Origin of the sequence: Burkholderia pseudomultivorans (assembly GCF_001718415.1) — a bacterium.
GTDB lineage: Bacteria > Pseudomonadota > Gammaproteobacteria > Burkholderiales > Burkholderiaceae > Burkholderia > Burkholderia pseudomultivorans_A.
This window is the reverse complement of record NZ_CP013377.1, coordinates 1,752,223-1,773,271: the sequence shown is the minus strand read 5'-3', so window position 1 is coordinate 1,773,271 and position 21,049 is coordinate 1,752,223. Positions and strand designations below refer to the sequence as shown.

General features: G+C 67.7%; 17 protein-coding genes. 7 read left to right on the top strand and 10 right to left on the bottom strand.

Annotated features, from left to right (window positions below; genetic code table 11):
* Positions 1 to 147: 147 nt before the first annotated feature.
* Positions 148 to 672 (bottom strand): metal-dependent hydrolase, encoded by a 525-nt coding sequence (locus WS57_RS07510; RefSeq protein WP_009694477.1) that lies wholly within the window; start codon positions 670 to 672, stop codon positions 148 to 150.
* Between the two features lie 372 nt (positions 673 to 1,044).
* Between WS57_RS07510 and ggt the strand changes: the two genes are divergently transcribed.
* On the top strand, positions 1,045 to 2,766 hold the full coding sequence (gene ggt, locus WS57_RS07505; RefSeq protein WP_009694475.1) for a gamma-glutamyltransferase: 1,722 nt from the start codon (positions 1,045 to 1,047) through the stop codon (positions 2,764 to 2,766).
* A 97-nt stretch (positions 2,767 to 2,863) separates the two neighbouring features.
* Here ggt and WS57_RS07500 read toward each other — a convergent pair whose 3' ends face one another.
* The 6 genes from WS57_RS07500 to WS57_RS07475 all read right to left on the bottom strand — a co-directional run bounded on the left by WS57_RS07500 (position 2,864) and on the right by WS57_RS07475 (position 8,623).
* Positions 2,864 to 3,475 (bottom strand): ANTAR domain-containing response regulator, encoded by a 612-nt coding sequence (locus tag WS57_RS07500; RefSeq protein ID WP_009694474.1) that lies wholly within the window; start codon positions 3,473 to 3,475, stop codon positions 2,864 to 2,866.
* Between the two features lie 5 nt (positions 3,476 to 3,480).
* A complete protein-coding gene (locus tag WS57_RS07495) occupies positions 3,481 to 4,623 on the bottom strand; it encodes a transporter substrate-binding domain-containing protein (RefSeq protein ID WP_009694473.1) in 1,143 nt (380 codons plus the stop codon).
* Positions 4,624 to 4,654: 31 nt separating this feature from the next.
* A complete protein-coding gene (locus tag WS57_RS07490; RefSeq protein ID WP_069243980.1) occupies positions 4,655 to 6,211 on the bottom strand; it encodes a nitric oxide reductase activation protein in 1,557 nt (518 codons plus the stop codon).
* Complete coding sequence (locus tag WS57_RS07485; protein ID WP_059515796.1) at positions 6,208 to 7,041, bottom strand: CbbQ/NirQ/NorQ/GpvN family protein; 834 nt, start codon at positions 7,039 to 7,041, stop codon at positions 6,208 to 6,210. Before WS57_RS07485 ends, WS57_RS07490 begins: the two co-directional genes overlap by 4 nt.
* On the bottom strand, positions 7,041 to 7,523 hold the full coding sequence (locus WS57_RS07480; RefSeq protein WP_059515711.1) for an AmiS/UreI family transporter: 483 nt from the start codon (positions 7,521 to 7,523) through the stop codon (positions 7,041 to 7,043). The genes WS57_RS07485 and WS57_RS07480 overlap by 1 nt, the downstream gene beginning before the upstream one ends.
* A 62-nt stretch (positions 7,524 to 7,585) precedes the next feature.
* The gene (locus WS57_RS07475) at positions 7,586 to 8,623 is read right to left on the bottom strand and encodes an aliphatic amidase (RefSeq protein WP_009692321.1); all 1,038 of its coding nucleotides are present in this window, start codon (positions 8,621 to 8,623) and stop codon (positions 7,586 to 7,588) included.
* A gap of 678 nt (positions 8,624 to 9,301) precedes the next feature.
* On the opposite strand from WS57_RS07475, the gene ppk2 reads away from it, so the two are divergent.
* Positions 9,302 to 10,252, top strand: a complete 951-nt coding sequence (gene ppk2 / locus WS57_RS07470) for a polyphosphate kinase 2 (RefSeq protein WP_009692322.1) — start codon at positions 9,302 to 9,304, stop codon at positions 10,250 to 10,252.
* A gap of 48 nt (positions 10,253 to 10,300) precedes the next feature.
* Here ppk2 and WS57_RS07465 read toward each other — a convergent pair whose 3' ends face one another.
* Entirely contained in the window at positions 10,301 to 10,888 is a 588-nt protein-coding gene (locus WS57_RS07465; protein WP_059515709.1) for an IMPACT family protein, read from the bottom strand.
* Between the two features lie 252 nt (positions 10,889 to 11,140).
* Here WS57_RS07465 and WS57_RS07460 point away from each other — a divergent pair, with 252 nt between their 5' ends.
* The 3 genes from WS57_RS07460 to WS57_RS07450 all read left to right on the top strand — a co-directional run bounded on the left by WS57_RS07460 (position 11,141) and on the right by WS57_RS07450 (position 14,112).
* Positions 11,141 to 11,935: a hypothetical protein gene (locus WS57_RS07460; RefSeq protein WP_059515707.1), complete on the top strand. Its 795-nt coding sequence runs from the start codon at positions 11,141 to 11,143 to the stop codon at positions 11,933 to 11,935.
* Positions 11,936 to 11,946: 11 nt separating this feature from the next.
* The gene (locus WS57_RS07455; RefSeq protein WP_155741165.1) at positions 11,947 to 12,363 is read left to right on the top strand and encodes a DUF4087 domain-containing protein; all 417 of its coding nucleotides are present in this window, start codon (positions 11,947 to 11,949) and stop codon (positions 12,361 to 12,363) included.
* 198 nt (positions 12,364 to 12,561) lie between these two features.
* Positions 12,562 to 14,112: a phospholipase D family protein gene (locus tag WS57_RS07450; RefSeq protein ID WP_059515703.1), complete on the top strand. Its 1,551-nt coding sequence runs from the start codon at positions 12,562 to 12,564 to the stop codon at positions 14,110 to 14,112.
* An 87-nt stretch (positions 14,113 to 14,199) separates the two neighbouring features.
* Here WS57_RS07450 and WS57_RS07445 read toward each other — a convergent pair whose 3' ends face one another.
* Complete coding sequence (locus WS57_RS07445) at positions 14,200 to 16,401, bottom strand: glycoside hydrolase family 3 C-terminal domain-containing protein (protein WP_069244354.1); 2,202 nt, start codon at positions 16,399 to 16,401, stop codon at positions 14,200 to 14,202.
* Positions 16,402 to 17,262: 861 nt separating this feature from the next.
* Here WS57_RS07445 and WS57_RS07440 point away from each other — a divergent pair.
* Positions 17,263 to 19,107, top strand: coding sequence for an alpha/beta hydrolase (locus WS57_RS07440; protein ID WP_069243979.1), 1,845 nt, complete (start codon positions 17,263 to 17,265; stop codon positions 19,105 to 19,107).
* Between the two features lie 115 nt (positions 19,108 to 19,222).
* On the opposite strand, the gene WS57_RS07435 is transcribed toward WS57_RS07440, so the two are convergent.
* The gene (locus WS57_RS07435) at positions 19,223 to 19,663 is read right to left on the bottom strand and encodes a hypothetical protein (protein WP_009692331.1); all 441 of its coding nucleotides are present in this window, start codon (positions 19,661 to 19,663) and stop codon (positions 19,223 to 19,225) included.
* 125 nt (positions 19,664 to 19,788) lie between these two features.
* Here WS57_RS07435 and WS57_RS07430 point away from each other — a divergent pair, with 125 nt between their 5' ends.
* Positions 19,789 to 21,018, top strand: coding sequence for a polysaccharide biosynthesis/export family protein (locus WS57_RS07430; RefSeq protein ID WP_060249749.1), 1,230 nt, complete (start codon positions 19,789 to 19,791; stop codon positions 21,016 to 21,018).
* Positions 21,019 to 21,049: the final 31 nt, after the last annotated feature.

Genomic DNA, 21,049 nt, shown 5'->3' with positions numbered 1-21,049 from the left:
ATGCGCGGCATCCCGGCAGATGAGGGCGCGCGGGCGGCTTTCAATGCCGCTTTCGACGCGATGCGCGACGAGAAGGGCAAGCGGCGCCTGTCACGAACGCGGGCAGAGCGCGCGCCTTCCCGCAACATGCTGCGCAAGCGCGCCGCGTCAGACGCGATGCAGCCAGCCGAGCCAGTGCTCGAGCAGCGGCGCGCGCGTCCACAGCGATTGCGCGAGCCACAGCGCGCCGCCCCACGCGGCGGCGACCACGATCAGGTCGCAATGTCCGCTGTTCCACAGGTTCAGCGAATGACGGCGCCAGATCCACGGCACGCCGAGCGGGTTCGGCCAGTCGGCGAGCAGATGCATCAGGCCGCCGCACGCGAAGCCGAACAGCGGCGCGGCCCACAGCGGATGCGGCTGATGGGTGAGCCCGTGCCACGCGAACGCAAGCAGCGCGAGCCAGCCGATTCCCCAGTGCGTGACGGTGCGATGCGCGATCCATAGACGGCGCTTGCGGCTCCACCACGCGAGTTCGAGCCAGTCGGGCGCGGTGCCGCCTGCGACGCCGGCCGCAAATGCGGCGACGAGGCCTGCATGCCACGGGCCGGTCGTGCCGGTATGCGCGACGAGAACGGCGGCGGCGACGCCGGCCGCGAAGCCGGACGCATGATGCGCGTTGTGAGATGCCATAGGAAACGGAACGAGAAAACGTGAAGCAGTGCGTGAACGAAGCGACGATGCGGCGCGCAAGCGGGGCGCTATCTTCGCAGATCGGTGCGCGCAGCGGAGCGCTTTCCCGCAGATTTTTTGCATGGGCTGCGGACCCGCCGCGCAGTTTGCAACTTTCGGTTTCGTGCACCGCGCCATCGCGCCGCAGCATGCGCGCGCCGGCGCCGGTGCGTGACCGGGCGCACACAATCGACGGCTTTTCGAGCGCGTCGCGTGTTCGACCCTTTTTGTGCCCCTATACTACGAAACCGGCGTATGGCTGTCGGCGCGCCAGCGGCCATAAACGGATCAGGCCCATTCCTGCCTGAAGGAGATCCATATGGGGGACATGCAATGACTACGCTGAATCGCTTCAAATCATCCGCTGTCGTGCTCGCGACGGCGGCCGGCATCGGTTTCCTGCCGAACGCGCCCGTCTACGCGAAAGGGCCGCAGCCGGCGGTCCTGACGAGTTCCGCGGTCGCGGTGGCCGACAAATACAGCGCGGATGCCGCGGAGCGGATCTTCAAGGAAGGCGGCAACGCGATCGACGCGGCCGTCGCGATCGCGTTCACGCTCGCCGTCACGTACCCGGAAGCCGGCAATATCGGCGGCGGCGGCTTCATGACGATCTACAAGGACGGCAAGCCTTACTTCATCGACTACCGCGAGCGCGCGCCGCTCGCCGCGACCAAGGACATGTACCTCGACAAGGACGGCAACGTCATCAAGGGCATGAGCCTCTACGGCCCGCGCGCGGCCGGCGTGCCGGGCACGGTCGCAGGCATGTGGGAAGCGCAGAAGCGCTTCGGCAAGCTGAAGTGGAAGCAGGTGCTCGCGCCGGCGATCCACTATGCGCGCGACGGCTTCATCGTCGACGAGCAGCTTGCGCAGCGCGGCGTCGACGCGTCGAAGGAGTTCGGCGGCAAGACCAACTTCGACAAGTACTTCTCCGGCCTGAAGGCCGGCGCGAACTTCAAGCAGCCCGATCTCGCCGACGTGCTGACGCGCATCGCGAACAACGGCGCGGAAGGCTTCTACAAGGGCAAGACGGCCGAGTTGATCGCCGCGTCGATGAAGACCGGCGACGGCAACGGGCTGATCACCACCGAGGATCTCGCGCAGTACCGCGCGGTCTGGCGCCAGCCGGTGCAGGCGAAATGGAACGGCTATGACGTGATCACCGCGCCGCCCCCGAGTTCGGGCGGCATCGGCCTCGTGCAGCTGCTGAAGATGAAGGCCGACCTCAAGCAGGATTTCGAAGGCGTGCCGCTGAATTCGCCGCAGTACATCCACCTGATCGCCGAAATCGAGAAGCGCGTGTTCGCCGATCGTGCGCAGTATCTCGGCGACCCCGACTTCTACAAGGTGCCGGTCGCGCAGCTGACCGACGACGCCTATATCGCGAAGCGCGCGGCCGAGGTCAATCCGACGCAGATCGCCGACACCAAGAGCGTGCAGCCGGGCCTCGGCACGACGATGCCGGAGAAGGCCGAGACGACGCACTTCTCGGTCGTCGACAAGTGGGGCAACGCGGTGTCGAACACCTACACGATCAACGGCTATTTCGGTTCGGGCGTGGTCGCCGACGGCACCGGCATCGTGCTGAACGACGAGATGGACGACTTCTCCGCGAAGCCGGGCGTCGCCAACATGTTCGGCGTGGTCGGCAGCGACGCGAACGCGATCGAACCGAAGAAGCGGCCGCTGTCGTCGATGTCGCCGACCATCATGACGAAGGACGGCAAGGTGTCGCTCGTGATCGGCACGCCGGGCGGCTCGCGGATCTTTACGTCGATCTTCCAGGTGATCAACAACGTGTACGACTTCAAGATGCCGTTGAAGGAGGCAGTCGGCGCGATGCGCTTCCATCACCAGCTGCTGCCGCCGAACACGATCTTCTGGGAGCCGTACCACCCGATCGAGGGCGAGCTTGCCAAGCAGATCGAGGCGCGCGGCTATACGCTGAAGGGGCAGGATTTCAGCGGCGACATCCAGGTGATCAAGATCGACGGCAATACGCCGGAAGCGGTGGCCGATCCGCGCGGGCGCGGCGTCACGCGGATCATCCGCTGAGGCGATACGTTCGCACGAGCATGCACGCGATCGCGTGAACGCGATGTTATGGACGCCGGGCCCGTGCCCGGCGTTTTTCATGATCGAGCGGCCGTCGTCACCGCTTCAGCAGCGCATGCGCGTGCACGATCTGCTCGGCGAGCTGGTTGATCGACACGCGCCGCTCCATCGCCTGCGAGCGGATCTGCTGGTAGGCCTCTTCCTCGCTGATGCCGTTGTGCTGCATCAGCAGCGTCTTCGCGTCCTGCAGCGTGCGCGCGGACATCACGCGCTGTTCGAGCTGCGCGATGCGGCGCCGGTACTCGTCGTGCCGACGGCTCTGGTGGCATGCGAGCGCCATCGCGCTCAGCAGCCCGAACGAGCGCACGGGTGTCGTGACCGCGCTCTGCGCGTCGATGCGCAGCATCAGTTCGAGGATGGTCGGGCTTTCGTAGGTCGTCACGGCGATCAGCGGCGGCCGCGCATCGTCCTCCAGCCACGGGATCGACAGGTGCAGCAGGTCGGGCCGCACCGCGAGGATCACGAGATCGACGCTCTCCGGCAGCGCGGCGGGCGGCGGCCAGCGCTGCTCGCTCGGGCAGCCGATGCGCGACAGTTGCTCGATGATCAGCAGGCCGTTGTCGTCGTCCGGGTAGTAAACCATCACGCGCAGCGAACGAAGTTCGGCGAGCAGGCGCGGCGTCGAGCGGATCGGGGTGCGGGCGCGCATCGTCGTCAGGCCTTCAGTTCGTCGGGCGTGTGCACGCGGTCGCCGAGCGAGTGCGTGACGAGATACGGATCGGGATGCACGCGCCGCGTCGCCTCGCGCACGATCGTGAAATCGCCGTCGGCCGTCGCGCAGCCGATGCGCGGATACAGGCACGTGTGCTGCGTGAGCCGGTCGATCTTCACGCGTCCCTGCGGCGCGTCGAATTCCGCATCGGCGAGATGCTCGACGAGGCGGTCGCGCTGGTCGGTGCCCGCGCGCGCGAGTGCATTCGCGAACAGATGAACCTGGAAATAGGCGGCCTCCCACGGTGCGGACGCGCGGGCGTCGTCGCCGAAGCGCGCCTTCAGCTGCGCGATGCAGCGCCGGTTTACGTCCGAATCGACGGTCTGGAAGTAGGGTGACGACGTGTAATGGCCGGCCGCCGCCGCGCCCATCTGATGGAGCTCGATCTCCGACGTCGTCAGGCTCGCGATCGGCATCCTGCGCGCATCGAGGCCCGCCTGCGCGTATGCGCGGTAGAACGCGGCGGTGCTGTCGCCGACCAGCGTGCTGAACACGAAGTCGGGCGCCTTCGCGCGGATGTCCGCGACGACCGGCGCGAAATCCTGTTCGGACGCGACGAGCGGCATGTACACCTCGCCGAGGATCTGGCCTTCCGGATGCTGCGTGACGAGATCGATCATGATGCGGTTCGACTCGTACGGGTAGATGTAGTCGGACCCGACGAGATACACGCGCGCGCCGAACTGCGCGGTCATGAACGCGGCGAGCTGCACGCTGTTCTGGTTCGGTGCGGCGCCCGTGTAGATCACGTTCGGCGAGAACTCGAAGCCTTCGTAGAGAGTCGGGTAGAACAGCAGCTTGTCCCACTTCTCGACGATCGGAATCAGCGCCTTGCGGCTGCTCGACATGTACGCGCCGAACAGCACGTTCACGCGCTCGGTCGCGATCAGTTCCTCCGCGAGCCGCGCGTAGACGGCCGGGTCCGAGCACGCGTCGCGCACGACCGGCACGATCTCGCAGCCGTTCGCGCCGCCGGCCTCGTTGATCTCGGCGATCGCCTGCAGCGTGCCGCGCAACTGGCTCTGGCCGAGGTGCGACGTGCATCCGCTCTGCGAGAACAATACGCCAACCTTCACACTCTTCATCGGGTCTGTCCTGTTTCTGCTGATGAGGCCGTCAGGCGGTCAGGCGCCCGGCCGTTCGCGCGACGATCGCGGGCAACGCGTCGCCGTTCGCCGCGTGCACGCAGTGCGGGCCGCCGCCGAGTATTGTAGACAAGCCGGGCGGCGCGCCGAACGACAGGCCCGCGATCGCGACGCCGCGCTGCCGGCCCTGGCGCGCGGCATGGCGTGCATCCTCGACGAGGTAGCGCGGATCGAACACGTCGATGTCGGCGGCCTCGCCGTCGCCGATCATCAGCACGGCGGCCCGTTCGGACGCCGTCTCGCGGCGCAGCAGCGCCAGCGCATGGCGCAAGGCCGCGCCGGTGCGCGTGCTCATGCCGGCGTCGGCCGTCAGCAGCGCCGTGCGGCGGCCTGCGTCGAACGCGTCGCCGAAATCCTTGAAGCGCGCGTAGTACACGCGATGCCGGCCGTCCGACGTATAGCCGTGCACGGCCCAGCGCCGGCGCTGCCGGTCGAACAGGTCGCCGAGCACGAATGCGGCGCGCTTCTCGAGCGCGGCGACCTGCGCGGCCGTCGACGCCGACAGGTCGAGCAGGATCAGCACCGGCCCGCGCGCATCGTGCGGCGCGCGGCGGCGGAACACGCGCGGATCGGCTGCATGCCCGGCGCGTCGGGCGATGCGCGCCGCGATTGCCTCATCGATGTCGAGCGCGTCGCCGTCGAGCTGGCGGCCGATGCGTCGCATCGGTTCCGACGCACGGGGGCTCGCGATGCGTTTCGCGGCGCGCCGGTCGGCGTCGATCAGCGCGGCCAGCGCAGGCGACGGCGCGGATGCGGTCGGCGCGCGTTCGACGATCGTCGTCCAGTCGGGCCGTTCGCGCTGCGTGTGGCAATTCCATTCCGGATAACGCGGCGCATCGGGCGCGGGCGGCGCTTCGTCGTCCTGCGTACCGCCCGCGCTACCGGTCGCGGCCGACGTCTCGATGCCTTCGTTGCCGGCGCGTTCGGCGGCAGCGGCCGGCTGCGCCCACAGCCGCGCGTTGTCGTCGCGATACGGCAGCCAGCTGCCGTCGTCGGGCTCGTAGCGCACGCGCATCTGGCCGAGATCGTTCGCGAGCCGCGACGCGATCGAGCGAAACGCGCGGTAGTCGTCGAGCGCGTCGCGCCGCGCGTCGAACAGCCGCGCGCCCTTGTCGACCCAAGGGTTGCCGTCGCGGTACGACGGATCGAACAGCGCCTTCGCAAGCCGCGCGCAGAGACGGCCGAACGTGAGTCCTTCGCGCTCGATCGGCGCGAACGCGGGCGCCCAGAAAGTCGCGAGCCCCGGCCACTCGGCGGCGAGCAGCGTTTCGACGCGCGCGTCCTCGATCAGCCCGGCGATCGCGACGCCGATCGGCGTCAGTGCGTCGACGGGCTCGCCCGACGGCGAATGGCGCCAGTGCGCCAGCGCGTGCGCGGCCGCCGCGACCCGGGCGTCGGGTGGCAACGCGCGCGGCACATGCAGGGCGGCATGGCCGAGCGTCGCGCGCGGCGCGGCATCGTCGAGCCGCACGTCGGTCTCGCGCGCGGTCATCCCGTGCAGGAAGCGGGCAAGCTGCAGCGCACTCATGTCGCGAAGTGCGCGGCGGCCATCGTGTGCAGCGCGGCGCGCGTGTCGGGATCGTCGGTGGCCGCGTCGCAGATCGCGATCCGGCACGCATCGAGCGGCGCGAGCCCCGCGACGATCAGCCGGGCCGCGTGCACGAGCAGGCGCGTCGATGCGCCTTCGTCGAGCCCGTTGCCGGCCAGCGCGCGCGTGCGCTGCGCGAGATCGACGAGCCGGCCCGCGGTGTCGCGGTCGGCGCCGCTTTCGCGCACGACGACGTCGGTTTCGTGCGCGGCATCCGGATAGCCGAAGTCGATCGCGACGAAGCGCTGCCGCGTGGACGGCTTCAGCCGCCGGTGCTCGCCGTGATAGCCGGGGTTGTACGAGATCACCAGATGGAAATCCGGATGCGCGTGCACGACCTCGCCGAGCCGGTCGAGCGGCAGCACGCGCCGCGAGTCGGTCAGCGGGTGGATCACGACCGTCGCGTCGGGGCGCGCCTCGACGATCTCGTCGAGATAGCAGATCGCGCCATGCCGCGCTGCGAGCGTGAGCGGCCCGTCGGCCCAGTAGGTGCCGTTGGCGTCGAGCAGGTGACGGCCCGTCAGGTCCGCGGCCGACGTATCGTCGTTGCACGCGACCTGGATCAGCGGCAGGCCCATGCGCCACGCCATGTACTCGACGAAACGGGTCTTGCCGCAGCCGGTCGGCCCTTTCAGCAGCACCGGCAGATGCTGGCGGCAGGCCGTCTCGAACCAGTCGGCCTCGGCGCCGGCCGACTGGTAGAACGGCGCGTCGGCGATGCGGTGACCGGCAAGCGGATCGGCAGCGAGCGGCGTATCGCGTGCGGTCATCACCACCTCCCCGTCATCATCAGCATCCCGGGCAGCCAGCAGGTGCCGACGCCGATCGCGATCGTGTAGCCGGGCAGGAAGCGCACGCGCCGCTTGAGTCCGAGCGCGACGAAGAACAGGAACCACAGGCTCGACCACAGCAGCCACATCGCGCCGAACCGCACGTCGTGCGACGTGCCCGCATAGACGAGCGCGCTGATCGCGACGAACAGGCAATACCAGCCGAGCCCCGCGCCTTGCAGCCCGCGCCACTGGACGGCCGCGAGATACAGGTAGGTGAACGCGAACAGCAGGCCGCCGGCGCTCGCGAAATACTGCGCCGGCGCGGACGCCTGCGCGAGGCCCGCGAGATTGATCAGCAGCGCAAGCAGCCCGACGAGCAGGTTCAGGCCGGCCGCATCGCGCGGCTCGATGCGGCCGGTCAGCGCAACGCCGTTGACGACCAGCACCGCGCCGATGAAGAAGAGAGCGACACCGAGCATGACGAAAACTCCGGAAAGGGCGGGCGCCGTTCGCGCTCGCGGCGCGAACGGACGGGCGGCGTTCAGCGATGCGCGGGCGCTTCGGACGGAATGCCGTCGATCGGGCATTCGGGCGTGCCGGGCGTCGCGCGCGTGAGCCGCTCGACGGCCTGGCGCGTGCCGTCGGGGTCGTTCACCCAGTTCGCATAGAACTCGAACGGGCACTGCGCGACGCCGTTCGGCGCTTCGCCGGAACCGATCTTGCCGGTGTAGCCGCGATGCAGCAGCTTGTACAGGTGGTTCTGCGACTGCATGTTGCGGCGCGCGTCGCGAATCAGGCTGACCGACAGCTCCGCATACTGCACGCCGTTCTCTTCCTCGCCGCATTCGCCGAGCGTGCGGCCGTCGAAGCCGACGATCGCCGAGTGGCCGAAATACGAGTACACGCCGTCGAATCCGGACGCGTTCGCGACCGCCACGTAGCAGTTGTTCATGAACGCCATCGCCTTCGACACGAGCACCTGCTGGTCCTTCGCCGGGTACATGTAGCCCTGGCAGCGCACGACCAGTTCGGCGCCGCGCATCACGCAGTCGCGCCAGATCTCCGGATAGTTACCGTCGTCGCAGATGATCAGGCTGATCTTCAGTCCCTTCGGCCCCTCGGCGACGTACGTGCAGTCGCCCGGATACCAGCCTTCGACGGGAACCCACGGCATGATCTTGCGGTACTTCTGCACGATCTCGCCGTGATTGTTGATCAGCACCAGCGTGTTGTAGGGCGCCTTGTTCGGGTGTTCCTCGTGACGTTCGCCCGTCAGCGAGAACACGCCCCACACGTTGGCCTTGCGGCACGCGGCCGCGAAGATGTCGGTTTCCTCGCCGGGGATCGTCGACGCGGTGTCGTACATCTCCTTCGCGTCGTACATGATCCCGTGCGTCGAATACTCGGGAAACACGATCAGGTCCATGCCGGGCAGGCCGCGCTTGATGCCGACGACGCGCTCTGCGATCTCGCGCGCGTTTGCGATCACGTCGGCGCGCGTATGCAGGCGCGGCATCTTGTACTGGACGACGGCGACGCCGACGGCGTCGTTGCTGCTGGAAATATCGCCATGACGCATGGTGTGCTCCTGGAACGGGTAACGCGTACGTTTTCGGAAAGCAAAAAAAGCCCTTGCCTCGACGAGCGAGGCAAGGGCTTCTTTGCCGGTTCGTTCATCCGACAACGCTGTCGGATAACGGGAATGCGGATCGGGGGCCTGTCAGGAGGCCGGCGAAGCGCGGCTGTCGGGCGCGCGCTGCGCACGATCGTGGGACGTCTTTGTCCGCCGGATCGATGGGATGCACTCTAAGCAAAGTTTTTTTCGGATGCAACATCGCGTATACCCCTGCACGGTGCGACAGTCGCGGGACGGGCAGTGCGATGTCCGGGCACGGTCGTTGCGCAATGGATGCCTGCGGGGCGGATGCGGCGATGCGCCGTTGCGATGCGTTGGCGCGACGGGACGGAAGGCGGGGCGTTTTTCGAAAACGTTGCGCACGCAACTTAACCGGGACACGCGAGTGCATGCGCGAATGGTCGTCGACTGCGCCCAGCCGGTCGGCCGGTCGCGGCCTGCTGTTGTCGGGACGAGGCGAGGTGTCCGCGAAGGTGAGGCGCACCCGGCGCTCCGTCTTCACCATCGGCGCGCACGACGGATCCCGCCGGCCGCCGCCGGCATGTGACATTCATCAAACTGACGCGTCGGGCTGAGATAATGTCGCGGTTTGGCTGCGACACTGTGATGGAAGGAGGCCCCATGGGCGACAACGACACGCGTACCGAGACCGACGACCGCTCCGACATGCAGGCGCTCGAGGCGCGCCGGCGCCGTTTCGAGGAGGATCTGGTCGATGCCTACGACGAAGAGCTCGAGATGGAGCTCGACGATCGTCGTTTCGACGGCGGCGAGGATCTGCTGTTCTCGCAGGAGCGCCGCGAGGCCCGCAAGCAGTATTTCCGCGAGCTGTTCCGGCTGCAGGGCGAACTCGTGAAGCTGCAGGACTGGGTCGTGAGCACCGGACACCGGCTCGTCGTCATCTTCGAGGGCCGCGACGCGGCCGGCAAGGGCGGCGTGATCAAGCGCATCACGCAGCGGCTGAACCCGCGCGTATGTCGCGTGGCGGCGCTGCCCGCGCCGAGCAACCGCGAACGCACGCAATGGTATTTCCAGCGCTATGTCGCACACCTGCCGGCCGGCGGCGAGATCGTGCTGTTCGACCGGAGCTGGTATAACCGCGCGGGCGTCGAGCGCGTGATGAACTTCTGCACCGACGACGAATACGAGGAGTTTTTCCGGTCGGTGCCCGAGTTCGAGAAGATGCTCGCGCGCAGCGGGATCCAGATCGTCAAGTACTGGTTCTCGATCACCGATCACGAGCAGGAGCTGCGTTTCCAGAGCCGGATCGAGGATCCGCTGAAGCAGTGGAAGCTGAGCCCGATGGACCTCGAGAGCCGCCGCCGCTGGGAAGCCTATACGGCCGCGAAGGAAGAGATGCTGCAGCGCACGCATATTCCGGAAGCGCCCTGGTGGGTCGTGCAGGCCGTCGACAAGAAGCGCGCGCGGCTGAACTGCATCCACCATCTGCTGAGCCAGGTGCCGTATCACGAGGTGCCGCGCGCACCGATCGACCTGCCGCAGCGCGAGCACCACGAGGACTACATTCGCCGGCCCGTGCCGGACGACATGATCGTGCCCGAGGTTTACTGAGCGTCGGCGCACGGTCGCGTCTGCATCGGCGCGCGACCGTGGCCGTCGTTACAGGTCCGGGAAACCCGAGCGCCCCTGGGTCAGGTCGAACAGCGCCGATTTCGCGTCGCTTTGGGCGGTCTCGGGCAGCTTGATCACGAGCTTCACCGTCATCCCGTATGCGCTGTCCACCAGTTCGTAACCGGCCTGTTCGATCCAGCGGCGCACGCGCGCCTCGTCGGGGTAGCCGATCTCGATCGCGAATCGCGTGTGCCGGATGCGCTCGACGCGCTCGGCATCGAGCAGCGCCGACGCGATCGCGTCCGTATAGGCGCGCACCAGGCCGCCTGCGCCGAGCTTGACGCCGCCGTAGTAGCGCACGACCGCGCCGAGGACGCCGTCGAGATCGTGGTGGCGCAGCACTTCGAGGATCGGCCGGCCCGCGGTGCCGGACGGCTCGCCGTCGTCCGACATGCCCGATTGCCCGCCCGCGAGCAGCGCCCAGCACACGTGCGTGGCCGTCGGATGCGCGTCGCGCAAGCGCTGCAGTTCCAGCATGGCGGCGTCGCGGTGTTCGACGGGGATCGCATGTGCGATGAAGCGGCTCTTGCGGATTTCGAGTTCCCGGATACAGGGGGCGGCAAGCGAATAGGTCATGGTCCGGGCGGTAAAGACGATAACGAAATCAATCGGGCAATGCGGTGGCGACGAATGAACCGCGCCCGCTCAAACGACGGGATTTTACAGCGGTGCGCGTACGCGCCTTGCAACGCGCCCGAAACGGTGTCCGGACAATCGACCCGGCAGCGAATTGAGTAGAATCGCCGATGCGCCGGAATGACGGGATGCGACGGCGCATGCCGATATCCAACGAATCCTTTCGAAAATCGCAGCGAGTGAGTCATCGTGATGGCGACGAGGCAATTCAAAAAAAGACATCTGCTGGCCGTTCTGCTCATTACGTTGGTGCTTGCCGCCTATTTCGGCTGGTCCCGATTCCCGGGCCTGCTTTCGGAAGTTCGGGCGCAGGCGTTTCCGAGCCCGCCTTCGGCGTCCGAGGCCGAGGCGTTCGCGCGCCAGGATGCGCTGCGCTACACGAGCGGCGAAGTGTGCGACGAATATCGCCGCTGGCCGGTCACTTACGATTTCGACGCGCCGGTGTACACGCAGACCAAATATACGCTGGCGCTGCTGGAGGCGCTGGCCGACATCGGCTTCGTCACCCGCAAGGTCGTGCCGAATCCGAATGCCGGGCCGGTACAGTTCTATCCGCATGAAAGGCGCATCTACGACCTTGCTCCGCGGGCGAAACCGTATGTGCGCGCCCAGGCCGGCGGGACGTCGAAGGCGCTGTGCTTCGGCCGCTATGTGTACGACGGCTTTACTTCGCTCGAGGCCGATTTCTTTGTCGGCGACTCGTCGGACCGGTCGCAGATCAACGGGAGCGTATACAAGGATCTCACCGGTTCGTACCGGACGGACGTCAGATATTCGATTCGGGTTGCGTCGGGTTTCGAGGACTGGGCCAACGCCATCGACATGACGCTGCACGGCCACAAGGTTCGTGACGCAGCCGAGTATGGTCCGTATCGCCGGCTCGGCAACCTGATGTTCTTCGGCGGTTATGACCAATCCAACGGGCGGGACCGGTACGTATCGCTGGAATACAGCGGGCGCGGCTGGAAGTTCGCTCCGAAATCCTGATCGAGGTGGCGATGCACGATAGCCGATGGCGGTTCGTTCTTCGTATCCGGCAATGGTGTGCCGTATCGTGTGCGGCGCTCGTATTGACGGGCCCGGCCGCCGCTCACGCGTCGGGCGATCGATGCGGCTGGCTGGATCTGTCGTCGGGCGGCGTGAGGGAGAACGAGGTCGTGTTTCGGGACGGCGAGCAGAACTGGAGGATCGACCGGAATGCGGGGCGCTGGCCCGTCATTCGGCAGTCGGACATGTATCCGAATACGACGCGATCGGAAGTGTATTCCGGTGTCCATAACGAGGACTATCTGACATGCGCGTGCATGGTGTTCGAATCCGTCGAATACAGTCACGTCAGCAAGATCAGCCATACACGCCTCGTTCCGATTGCCCGCTGCCTGAACGACAAGAAGCTGTGGCAACCGACGGACTAGGGGGCCGGCATTGCGTATCGCTGAACCGGACGCCCTCGGGAAAACACCGAGCGCTCGCCGCGCCGACATCAATCGAAGTATGCTTTGACGCGGCGCGATCGGCCTGCATACCGGTCGAACCCGACGGACAGCCGACCGGCGCGGCGATCCGGCGGCAACCAGAACAAACAGACTTTGCCCGACAGGGGAGCGGCAATCATGGCGACGCTGCGTTCGTGGAGTGCGATTCTTTCGCTGCTGGCGCTGGTCGCGTGTGCCAGCCTGCCGCCGCAGGCCGGCCGCACGCCGACACATGCGTTTACCGACACGGCGAACACGCGGCTGGGCGTCGCGTTCCGGCAGCAGGCACAGGCGCATCCGGGCGAGGATGCGTTCCACGTGCTGCGCGATCCGGTCGATGCGCTGGACGCGCGCGTGCTGCTTGCGGATCGCGCGGACCGTTCGCTCGACCTGCAGTACTACATCTGGCACGACGACCTGACCGGGCATCAGCTGGCCGATGCGATCATCCGCGCGGCAGACCGCGGCGTGCGCGTGCGCGTCCTGCTCGACGATCTCGGCACGAACGCGGACGATCGCAAGCTGCTCGAGATCAGCGCTCATCCGAACATCGGGATCCGGCTGTTCAATCCGGTCGCGACGCGGCACTTCAAGAAGCTCGGCGCCGTATTCGAGTTCGCGCGCATCAATCGGCGCATGCACAACAAGGCGATGGTCGCGGACAATCAGGCGGCGATCATCGGCGGCCGCAACATCGGCGACGAGTACTTCGGCGCCTCGTCGATGCTCGACTTCGGCGATCTGGACGTCGTGGTGCACGGGCCGGTCGTCAACGACATCTCCGACGAATTCGATACGTTCTGGAATTCCCCGTACGCGTATCCGGTGGATGCGCTGGTCGGGCACGAGGCGACGTCGGAAGGCCTGGACGAGGAGCGCGAACGGCTGCGCGACTACCTGAGGGCGATGGAGGACAATCCTTACGTCCTCAAGGCCCGCCAAAGGCTCGATCAGATCATCCACGGAGAGGGGACGGAGTTGTCGTGGGGGCATGCGACCGTGCTGTACGACGATCCGGCGAAGATCGCGCACAAGCCGAAGGACAGCGACGGGCATCTGCTGCCGAAGCTGCGTGCGCTTGCGCTGCAGCCGCAGCACGAGCTGCTGATCGTGTCGCCGTATTTCGTCCCCGGGAAGGACTTCATCGAGCGCCTGCGCGCAATGACGGCGCGCGGCGTGCGCGTGACGGTGCTGACCAATTCGCTTGCGTCGACCGACGTGGCCGCCGTGCATGCCGGGTACCGGCGCTATCGGCGCGACCTGGTCGAGGCCGGCGTGCGGCTCTACGAACGACGGCCGTCCGGCGACAGGAGCATCTCGAAGCAGGTCCTGATCGGGTCGTCGCGCGCATCGCTGCATGCGAAGACCTATGTGTTCGACCGCGAGAGCGTCTTCATCGGCTCGATGAACCTCGATCCGCGCTCGCTGAATCTCAATACGGAGATCGGCGTCTACTGCGAGAGCCCGGCGATCGCATCCGAGGTGGCGACGGATGTCGAGTCGCGGCTCGACCAGATTGCGTGGCGCGTCGAGCTGGGCACCGATGCGGCGGGCGCGCAGCGGCTCAAGTGGGTGCAGACCGATGCGGACGGGACGGTCACCGAGTTCGACCACGAACCGGAGGTGTCGGTGCCGCGCCGGATGGAGGTGTGGTTTCTCGGGCTGTTTCCGATCGAATCGCAACTGTGAGCGGCGGCTGGCGGAACGGCGCGACGCCGCTGTCTGCGCGGCGCAGGCGGTCGCGACCCGCCCGCGCCGCTTCATCGACCCGCTCGCTCAGCGTCCCTGCAGGCGGATATCGCGCGACGACGCGCCGACATATACCGTGGCGCCCGGCACATAGCGCCAGCCGTTGCGCGACGTATCCCAGACGCTCTGCATCCGCGGCGACACGGTCAGGCGAACGTGCCGCGCGTCGCCCGGATTGAGCCGGATCTTCTCCCAGCCAACCAGCCGCTTGGGCGGTTCGTCTTTATACGGCACGCCGAGATAGACCTGCGGCGTGTCCGTGCCGGCGACGCGGCCGTCGTTGCGCACGGTAAACGACACGCTCAGCGAGCCGTCCCCCTGCCGCGACACCGACAGCCCCGAATACGCGAAATGCGTATACGACAGCCCGTAGCCGAATTCGAACATCGGCTTGATGTTGCGCGCGTCGTACCAGCGATAGCCCATGTCGAGCTTTTCCGCATAGACGGGATCGTTGTCGAACGTGCCGTTCGCACCCCAGGTCGGCGTGTCCTGGTCGCGGGCCGGAAAGGTCACGGGCAGCCTGCCGGACGGATTGACCGCGCCGAACAGCACGTTCGCGATCGCCTTGCCGCCGCCTTCGCCCGGATACCACGCCTCGACGATCGCGGACACCTGGTCCTTCCACGGCATCAGCACCGGATTGCCGCTCTGCACGACGACGATCGTATGCGGATTCGCGCGCGCGACCGCTTCGACCAGCGCATCCTGGTTCGACGGGTTCGCGAGGCTCAGGCTTTGCAGATCGCCGAAATCCTCGCCGGCCGGCTGCGCGACCACGACGATCGCGACGTCCGAGCGGCCGGCGAGCGCCGCCGCCTGGTCGATCTCCTGCTGCGTGTATGCGCGAAACGGCGACTGCTGGTCGCTGTTGCCCGCGAACGTGACCTGCGCGGCCGGCGCGAGCGCACGGATCGCCGCGACGATCGGCACGTCGACCTTCAGCCACGGATTGCGCCACCAGCTGCAGCCGGTCGACGAGCCGAACGTCAGGCCGCCGCAGCCGGCGAACGATCCGGTGACCGGGTCGCGCGTATTGCCGGAGCCGCCGCCGGACATCACGGCCGCGTCCGCGTGGCCGCCGATCACCGCGATGCGCGACAGCGCCGACGCGGCGAGCGGCAACTGGTTGCCGTCGTTCTTCAGCAGCACGATCGACTGTTCGGCGACGGACTGTGCGAAGCGGTTCGCCGCCGCGAAATCGATCGTGCCGCCGCCGCGGGCCGGATCGTCCATCACGCCGACGCGAATCATCACCGCCAGCTTGCGCCGCACCATGTCGTCGAGGCGCGCGGTCGACACCGAGCCGTTCGCGATCGCCTGCTTGACGGCGGCCGGCGTCAGGTACACGGTCGGCCCGACGTCCTCTTCCTCGTCGAGCCCGGCGTTGATCGCGGCGGCCGTGCTGTGCGTTGCGCCCCAGTCGGACTGCACCTGGCCCTGGAACCCCCATTCGTTCTTCAGCACGTCGTTGAGCAGGTGCGTGTTCTCGCACGCATAGTCGCCGTTCAGCCGGTTGTAGCTGCACATCACGCTGCCGGGCTGCCCGCGCTTCGCGGCGATCTCGAACGGCAGCAGGTACAGCTCGCGCAGCGTGCGCTCGTCGATCTGCGAGTTGCCGCCCATCCGGCCGTGCTCCTGCTCGTTGCCCGCGTAGTGCTTGATGGTCGCGATGACCTTCTGACGCTGCGTGGCCAGCGTGCGCTCGGCGAGCAGGTCGCCGGCGAGCAGCGGATCCTCGCCGAGATACTCGAACAGCCGGCCGCCGCGCGGCTCGCGCGCGAGGTTGGTGCCGCCGCCGAGCCCCATCCCGAATCCTTGCGCGCGCAACTGGATCGCGACCTGCTTGCCGTAGTCGTACGACAGGCGCCGGTCCCAGCTCGCGGCGACCGCGATCGTCGCCGGAAAGGTCGTGCTGGGTTGCGACGTGCTGCCGGAGCCGGTCGCCGAATCGACCATGTTCAGGTCGGGAATGCCGAGCCTCGGCACGCCCTGGATATAGCCGGCGCCGCCGCCCGGCACGCTCGACATTTCGTATTTCGAATGAATGAACTGCAGCTTCTCGTCGAGCGTCATCTTGCGCACGAGCAGATCGGCGCGCCGCTGCGCGGCGGCCGACGCGAACGCATCGATGCTGTCGGTGGATGGCGTGAAATCGGCCGTGCCCGCATGGACATTGGCGCAGAGGGTCGCTGCCAGCACGGCGGCCGGCCAGAGTGTGTCCCGCATGTTGCTCTCCATGATCGTGTTGCCGGTTGTTCGGATGAAGTCTGGCGCTGCGCGCGTCCAGTGGATTCGCACCGGACGCACCAGGCTGGCAATGCGGGGTGTCTGCGGCGTCGGCATGCCAGGCCGTGCGGAGAATCGTTGCGGCCGGTTGGGCCCGACACGCATCGGCGGGCGCGGTGCACGGGCCGCCCGGCGTTGTCGAATCGGATGTAGCAATTCTCTGCAGCGACCAATGGTATGAATGTAGTCTGACTACAGCATCAGTGTTTCTACCGATTCCTGCGATCTTTGTGAAACGACGGTCGGGCCGTGTGGAAAAAGCGGTCAATCGTGCGTGTTCGGCGTGCGCGGCGCGGCAAGAACTACCGGTCGCGCGGCCTCGCGGCGATGTCGCGGCCGACGACGAAGCGTGCCGCGCGTCGCAAAAAATTGCTCGCGCACACGACGCGTTGCGTCGCCGCGCGATCGAATCCGTCTGTCATCTGGCGCACCGAAGCGCAAGCAGCATGAATGGTCTAATCGGCCATCGGTATTCGTCCGGTCGCATGCGCGAGCGTCCGACACCGCCGGCCCGGTGCAGCGCACGAACTGCACGGGAGCACCGGCGGAGCGGCCAGACGACACCGGCATGCACAAGCGTTCGGCGGCAGCATTCGTGCCGCACGAATGCAAACGACAACACGGGCCGTGCGATATCCGTGTCGATGCGCGTCTGCGCCGGCAGCGCCGCGCAGGCGACCGGCAGTGCGCCGGCAGATCCGCGGGAGGGCGCGCTATCGGCGCGTGCGGCCCGGACTTCGGTCGGACCAGCCGGAGCGATTTGCCGGTATTCGATAACAAGACTTATCCGAGGAGTACCGAGTGAAGCCGATAGCGTTTGACGGCTGTATGGGCTGGCTCCATGAAGGGCATGCGGAGCATGCCGTGATCATCTGCGAGTCGCTGGGCCACGAGGCCATCTGGACGCACAAGCTGACGCGTGCGCTCGCGGAGCAGCTCGCGGGCAAGGGCATCACGACGCTGCGTTTCAACTATCCCGGTTCCGGCGATTCGGCCGGCGACGAACTCGACGCGGGGCGGTTCGACGCCTGTGTCGCCAGCGTGCGTCGCGCGATCGAGCTGCTGCGTGCGCGGGACGGCATCAGGTCGCTGACGCTGGTCGGGATTCGCGCCGGCGTGCTGTTCGCGACGCTCGCCGCGGCCGAGGCCGGCGTCGATGGCGGGTCGCGCATCGACGCGATCGTCGCGCTGGCGCCGGTCGTGCGCGGGCGGGCGTATCTGCGCGAACTGTCGGTCGTGCACCGGCAGTGGGTCGACACGGCGCCGCCGGCGATCCGCGACGCGCAGCGCGAAGAGCCGTGCCTGAACGTGCTCGGACATCGCTTTCCCGCCGACTTCGTCGATGCGCTGAAGGCGATCGATCTGTGCAACGTCGTGCGCGACGCGGCATTCGTTCCGGACCGGATGCTGCTGATCGAGCCCGCGCAAGGGGACGGCCCCGCGTTGCGCGCGGCGCTGCATTCGCGTGGCGTGACTGTCGCGTTCCAGGCGTTCTCCGACTGGCCGACGACGATGCTGGACTGCACGCGTTCGCGCCTGCCGCGCGCGGCGATCGAAGCGATGGTGCGCTGGATCGGCGAGCAGGTGTCGGCGCTTCCCGCACCACCGGCAGCACCCGCACCGTGGGACGACCGCGCGGCGCCCACGCTCGCGCTGAACGGCATGACCGAGCGTATCGTCGCGGTGGGGCGCGACCGGCTGGTCGGCGTGCTGTGCGCACCCGCCGTGGCGGCTGCGCCGCAATCGGACGGCCCGGTCGTGCTGATCGTCAATACGTCCGCGAATCCGCGCAACGGCGAAGGCCAGTTCGGCGTGCGACTCGCGCGTGCGATGGCGCGGGTCGGCATCACGACGCTGCGCTTCGACATCGACGGCGTCGGCGACAGCGGGCCGTGCGCACCCGACGATCAATCAGGGGTCCTGTATTCCGATCGTGCGATCGACGACGTCGCCGCCGCGGCGGACTGGCTGCAGTCGCAAGGCTACCGCAACGTGATCTCGGCCGGCATCTGTTCGGGGGCCTATGCGGCGCTGCATGCGGCGACCCGCAGCACCGCGCTGACCGGCGTGATCGCGATCAACCTCGCGCGGTTCATCTGGCCGACGGGCGTGACGCTCGCCGAGGTGCAGAAGCAGCGGAACAATTCGGTGCGCGGCTATCTCGTGTCGGGGCGCGACTGGCGCAGATGGAAGCGGCTGTTCACCGAGCGGCGCGACCTGCGCCCGATCGTGCGCGCGCTGGCAAGCCAGTGCTTCGCACGCTTGCGCGTGCCGGCGATGGAAATCGCCGCACGCCTGGGCTGGACGCCGCCGCTCGACACGCCGCGCGGCCTGATGCGACATCTCGCGCAGCGCAATGTATGGACGCTGCTCGTGTACGGGGCGCTCGATCCCGGCATCGACGATGTCGGTCGTCACTTCGGCGCCGTCGGGCGCGCATTCCGCCGCTCGCGCCACGTGCGCCTGCATACGATAGCCCATCTCGATCATGCGTTGTTCGGCACGGCAGGTTCGGAGTCGGTGATCGAGCTGTGTATCGGCGCGGTCGGCGGCGATGCGGGTGACGCGCGGCGCCGGATCGCCGGCGGACCGTTATCGGACGGCGCGCGGCGGGCGTTCGACAACGTGTCCGTGCACGGGTCGTAACGGGGCGGCCGGGCGATTCCCCGGCGAAATGTGCGTTAGGTGAGGTCGCTCACAATCCGCCCGGGGCGCACGGTGTCCAATTTGTCATCGTCTTTCGCGACGCGGCCCGGCGGTATTACCGGGCGGCATCCGGCGAACGCGGATCGGCCGACGTCGCGTAGGGCGACGCATAGAGCGCGTCGCTGCGCCAGACGTTGCCGGTGGCGTTTTGCCGGGTGCGCGCGAGGTCGTCGATGCGCTGCGGCCGGATCAGCGACAACGGGCGGCGCAGTTTCTGGCGCGCGCGCAAGTCGGGATCAGCGGCGACGCGCGTGTCGGTTGCCGCATCGAGCGATGCATCCGCGGACGATGCGGGCGATGCGATGCCGGGGATGCCGGGGATGCCGGGCGCCGGCGGCTGCGCGGAGCGCTGGGGCGGCGGCACTGCCGGCACGATCGGCGCGGCGGAGAGGGACGGGGCGCGCACCGGCGTGTCGTCGACGAGGTTCTGCGCGTGGGCGGTTGTACAGGCTAGCGCTGCAAGCAGCGCGTACGCGATTGACGGGTAGCGGTTCATGTCGAATCGCACGGTGCGCCGTGCGAGGGTAAGGGTGGCGTGGCGACCCGGGCCGGGCCGCGGAAACAGAGTAATGCCGTAGTCCGTCGCGATCGGCGGGTTAGCGCACAGTTCAAGAGGGTGTCATGGTTTCAAGCACGCAAAACAATTCGACGCACGGGCCACGGCATGCCGCGTGCGGCACGGCCGGTGCAGGCCGCTTGCCGTGGCAGTCGCGCGCGGCAATGGCGCTCGCCGCGCTCGCGCTGAGCGCGTGCGCGTTTGCGCCGGGGATGACGTATCAGGCGCCGGCCGACAATGGCGCGAATGCGCGCGTCGGCGCGGACGCGGCTGGTTCCGGCGGGCTCGACGGCGTGCAGAACGTGTCGAGCGAGCAGCTGATCCAGATCACGCCCGAACTCGTCGAGCGCCAGCACATGACGCGCGGCGGACAGGTCGATGCGGAGATCGGCCGGCTGTTCGGCGTGCCGAAGCCGTACGTGATCGGGCCGGGCGACGTGCTGAACATCGTCGTCTGGGATCATCCGGAACTGAACATGCCGGGCACGCAGGGCGAAAGCGTCGCCGATACCAGCAGCAAGACCGTCACGACCGGTTATACGGTCGATGCGAACGGCTACGTGCAGTTCGCGTATGCGGGCCTCGTGCACGTCGCCGGCCTGACCGAGGCGCAGGCGCGCGACGCGCTGATGCGCCGGCTCGGCGAATACGTGCGCAAGCCGCAGCTCGCGCTGCGCGTCCAGGCGTATCGCAGCAAGCGCGTCTATCTCGACGGCGAGGTGCGCACGCCGGGGCTGCAGATCGTCAACGACCTGCCGATGACGCTGCCGGAGGCGATCGATCGCGCCGGCGGCTTCACGCCGACCGCGGACCGTTCGACGGTGACCGTCACGCGCGGCGACGAAACGGTGACGGTGAACCTGCCGGCGATGATCGCGTCGGGCGTGAATCCGTCGAAGATCCTGCTGCGCGACGGCGATCTGGTGCGCGTCCATCCGGCGACCGACAGCAAGGTATTCGTGCTCGGCGAAGTGACGCGGCCGGCGACGCTGACGCTGACCGACGGCCGCATGAGTCTCGGCGAAGCGCTCGGCGACACGGGCGGCGTCAGCCAGTACACGGCCGATGCGCGACAGGTGTATGTGGTGCGCCGCGGGCCCGGCAACCGTCCGCTCGTCTATCACCTCGACGCGAAATCGCCGACCTCGATGGCGCTGGCCGATCAATTCCCGCTCAGGCGTCACGACGTCGTGTTCGTCGATGCATCGTCGCTGGTTCGCTGGTCCCGCGTCGTCAACCTGCTGATTCCGTCGGCCGCGCAGGGCGCGTTGACGGCCAAGGCCATTTCACCGTGAACGTCGTTCCGGTCCTCGTCACCGCGACTCG

Bases quoted from the DNA above. Each gene is read 5' to 3' on its own strand.
- WS57_RS07510 (WP_009694477.1), bottom strand. From the start codon at position 672: ATGGCATCTCACAACGCGCATCATGCGTCCGGCTTCGCGGCCGGCGTC.
- ggt (WP_009694475.1), top strand. From the start codon at position 1,045: ATGACTACGCTGAATCGCTTCAAATCATCCGCTGTCGTGCTCGCGACG.
- WS57_RS07500 (WP_009694474.1), bottom strand. From the start codon at position 3,475: ATGCGCGCCCGCACCCCGATCCGCTCGACGCCGCGCCTGCTCGCCGAA.
- WS57_RS07495 (WP_009694473.1), bottom strand. From the start codon at position 4,623: ATGAAGAGTGTGAAGGTTGGCGTATTGTTCTCGCAGAGCGGATGCACG.
- WS57_RS07490 (WP_069243980.1), bottom strand. From the start codon at position 6,211: ATGAGTGCGCTGCAGCTTGCCCGCTTCCTGCACGGGATGACCGCGCGC.
- WS57_RS07485 (WP_059515796.1), bottom strand. From the start codon at position 7,041: ATGACCGCACGCGATACGCCGCTCGCTGCCGATCCGCTTGCCGGTCAC.
- WS57_RS07480 (WP_059515711.1), bottom strand. From the start codon at position 7,523: ATGCTCGGTGTCGCTCTCTTCTTCATCGGCGCGGTGCTGGTCGTCAAC.
- WS57_RS07475 (WP_009692321.1), bottom strand. From the start codon at position 8,623: ATGCGTCATGGCGATATTTCCAGCAGCAACGACGCCGTCGGCGTCGCC.
- ppk2 (WP_009692322.1), top strand. From the start codon at position 9,302: ATGGGCGACAACGACACGCGTACCGAGACCGACGACCGCTCCGACATG.
- WS57_RS07465 (WP_059515709.1), bottom strand. From the start codon at position 10,888: ATGACCTATTCGCTTGCCGCCCCCTGTATCCGGGAACTCGAAATCCGC.
- WS57_RS07460 (WP_059515707.1), top strand. From the start codon at position 11,141: ATGGCGACGAGGCAATTCAAAAAAAGACATCTGCTGGCCGTTCTGCTC.
- WS57_RS07455 (WP_155741165.1), top strand. From the start codon at position 11,947: ATGCACGATAGCCGATGGCGGTTCGTTCTTCGTATCCGGCAATGGTGT.
- WS57_RS07450 (WP_059515703.1), top strand. From the start codon at position 12,562: ATGGCGACGCTGCGTTCGTGGAGTGCGATTCTTTCGCTGCTGGCGCTG.
- WS57_RS07445 (WP_069244354.1), bottom strand. From the start codon at position 16,401: ATGCGGGACACACTCTGGCCGGCCGCCGTGCTGGCAGCGACCCTCTGC.
- WS57_RS07435 (WP_009692331.1), bottom strand. From the start codon at position 19,663: ATGAACCGCTACCCGTCAATCGCGTACGCGCTGCTTGCAGCGCTAGCC.
- WS57_RS07430 (WP_060249749.1), top strand. From the start codon at position 19,789: ATGGTTTCAAGCACGCAAAACAATTCGACGCACGGGCCACGGCATGCC.